Source organism: Streptomyces sp. NPDC058632 (genome assembly GCF_042717095.1).
Lineage (GTDB): Bacteria > Actinomycetota > Actinomycetes > Streptomycetales > Streptomycetaceae > Streptomyces.
In genome coordinates, this window is sequence record NZ_JBHXQZ010000193.1 from 1 (window position 1) to 2,739 (window position 2,739).

Annotated in this window: 2 protein-coding genes; both read left to right on the forward strand. The window is 72.8% G+C overall.

The genetic code is table 11. The annotated features are described in order from the left end of the window. Positions 1-605: 605 nt before the first annotated feature. Complete coding sequence (gene lpdA, locus ACFWVE_RS34890; protein ID WP_384023246.1) at positions 606-1,994, forward strand: dihydrolipoyl dehydrogenase; 1,389 nt, start codon at positions 606-608, stop codon at positions 1,992-1,994. Between the two features lie 60 nt (positions 1,995-2,054). Then, positions 2,055-2,739 (forward strand): biotin/lipoyl-containing protein (locus ACFWVE_RS34895; protein WP_384023248.1); only part of this gene is annotated, 685 nt, incomplete at its 3' end.

Consider the following 2,739-nt stretch of genomic DNA (forward strand, 5'->3'; position numbering starts at 1 on the left):
GCGGGGTCCCCGCCCCGCGCGCGCTGGGGGGGGCGGCCTGGGGGGGGGGGGGGGGGGGGGCGGGGGGGGGGGGGCGGGGGGGGGGGCCGGGGGGGGGGGGGGGGGGGCCCCCCCCCCGCCGCGCGCGGGCCCACCCGGCCCGCGTCCGACCGCCCCGCGCCGGCCCGTCCGGGCCGGTCCGGCGCTTTGGCGCGTGGCGGGCTCCATCCGGGTCGCCGGTTCCGCTCCCCGGGGCGGCCCGGTCCCGTGCTGTCGTGGCCCGGTGCCCGGCGTACCGGGGCCGATCCCCGTCGTAGCGGGCCGTCCGGCCCCTGCGGGCCCTTCCCGTTCGCTCCGCCGCGCTCCGGCCCCGCCGCCCCGCCCCTGCCTCCGGGGGCGTGTCGTGCCGGGCGCCGCACGTGCTCACCACGCCTGCGGCGGGCGGGCGTTCGGACGTGGGACGTCTCACACCGCCGCCCCGCGTCTCGTTCCGCGCCGACAAGTGCGAGGATAGGGCTCGGCAGGACAGGGCCCCACCGAAGGGCCGAAGGCAAAAGAGCGGCCGGACACCAGCCGCCGACCGGTCGCTGGAGACCGGCGTGGCGCACATGCATGGAGGACGTGACGTGGCGAACGACGCCAGCACTGTTTTCGACCTAGTGATCCTCGGCGGTGGCAGCGGTGGTTACGCCGCGGCCCTGCGCGGGGCGCAGCTGGGCCTGGACGTCGCCCTGATCGAGAAGGACAAGGTCGGCGGTACCTGCCTGCACAACGGGTGCATCCCCACCAAGGCCCTGCTGCACGCGGGCGAGATCGCCGACCAGGCCCGCGAAAGCGAGCAGTTCGGTGTGAAGGCCACCTTCGAGGGCATCGACATGGCGGCCGTCAACAAGTACAAGGACGACGTGATCTCCGGCCTGTACAAGGGCCTGCAGGGTCTCATCGCTTCCCGCAAGGTGACCTACATCGAGGGTGAGGGCCGGCTGTCGTCGCCGACCTCCGTCGACGTGAACGGTCAGCGGGTCCAGGGCCGCCACGTCCTGCTGGCGACCGGCTCCGTGCCGAAGTCGCTGCCGGGCCTGGAGATCGACGGCAACCGGATCATCTCCTCCGACCACGCCCTCGTCCTGGACCGTGTGCCGAAGTCCGCGATCGTGCTGGGCGGCGGCGTCATCGGCGTCGAGTTCGCCTCCGCGTGGAAGTCCTTCGGCACCGACGTGACCATCGTCGAGGGCCTCAAGCACCTCGTCCCGGTCGAGGACGAGAACAGCTCGAAGCTGCTGGAGCGGGCGTTCCGCAAGCGGGGCATCAAGTTCAACCTGGGCACCTTCTTCCAGAAGGCCGAGTACACCCAGGACGGCGTGAAGGTCACCCTCGCCGACGGCAAGGAGTTCGAGGCCGAGGTCCTGCTCGTCGCCATCGGCCGCGGCCCGGTCTCGCAGGGTCTCGGCTACGAGGAGGCCGGGGTCGCCATGGACCGCGGCTACGTCCTGGTCGACGAGTACATGCGGACCAACGTCCCGACCGTTTCCGCGGTCGGCGACCTCGTCCCGACGCTCCAGCTCGCGCACGTCGGCTTCGCCGAGGGCATGCTGGTGGCGGAGCGGCTGGCCGGTCTGAAGACCGTCCCGGTCGACTACGACGGCGTTCCCCGGGTGACGTACTGTCACCCCGAGGTCGCCTCCGTCGGCATCACCGAGGCCAAGGCCAAGGAGATCTACGGTGCGGACAAGGTCGTCGCCCTGAAGTACAACCTGGCGGGCAACGGCAAGAGCAAGATCCTCAAGACCACGGGCGAGATCAAGCTCGTCCAGGTCAAGGACGGTGCGGTGGTCGGCGTCCACATGGTCGGCGACCGTATGGGCGAGCAGGTCGGCGAAGCACAGCTGATCTACAACTGGGAGGCGCTGCCTGCCGAGGTCGCCCAGCTGGTCCACGCCCACCCGACGCAGAACGAGGCGCTCGGCGAGGCGCACCTGGCCCTCGCGGGCAAGCCCCTCCACTCCCACGACTGACGTCTTCGGTCACGGGCGCGACGACACAGACTTCCGCACTTCTAAGGAGCAACCGAAACCATGGCGGTTTCCGTAACCCTTCCGGCGCTCGGCGAGAGCGTCACCGAGGGCACTGTCACCCGCTGGCTGAAGGCCGAGGGCGAGCGCGTCGAGGCCGACGAGCCACTGCTCGAGGTCTCCACCGACAAGGTCGACACCGAGATCCCCTCTCCGGCCGCCGGCGTGCTGTCCTCCATCAAGGTCGCCGAGGACGAGACCGTCGAGGTCGGTGCCGAGCTGGCCCTGATCGACGACGGCACCGGCGCCCCGGAGGCCGAGCCGGCTCCGCAGGCCGAGCAGCCCGCCGAGCCGGCCCCGCAGGCCGAGCAGCCCGCCGCCCCGGCTCCCGAGCCGGCCCAGGCCGCCCCGTCCACCGAGCAGGCCGCCCCGGCGCCGGCTCCCACTGCCGAGGCCTCCACCGGCGGCGGCTCCGCCGAGGGCACCGACGTGGTCCTGCCCGCGCTCGGTGAGTCCGTCACCGAGGGCACCGTCACCCGCTGGCTGAAGTCGGTCGGTGACAGCGTCGAGGCCGACGAGCCGCTGCTCGAGGTCTCCACCGACAAGGTCGACACCGAGATCCCGGCGCCCACCTCGGGTGTGCTGCTGGAGATCACGGTCGGCGAGGACGAGACCGCCGAGGTGGGCGCCAAGCTCTCCGTCATCGGCGCTCCGGGAGCCGCGCCGGCGGCTGCCGAGCAGGCACCGG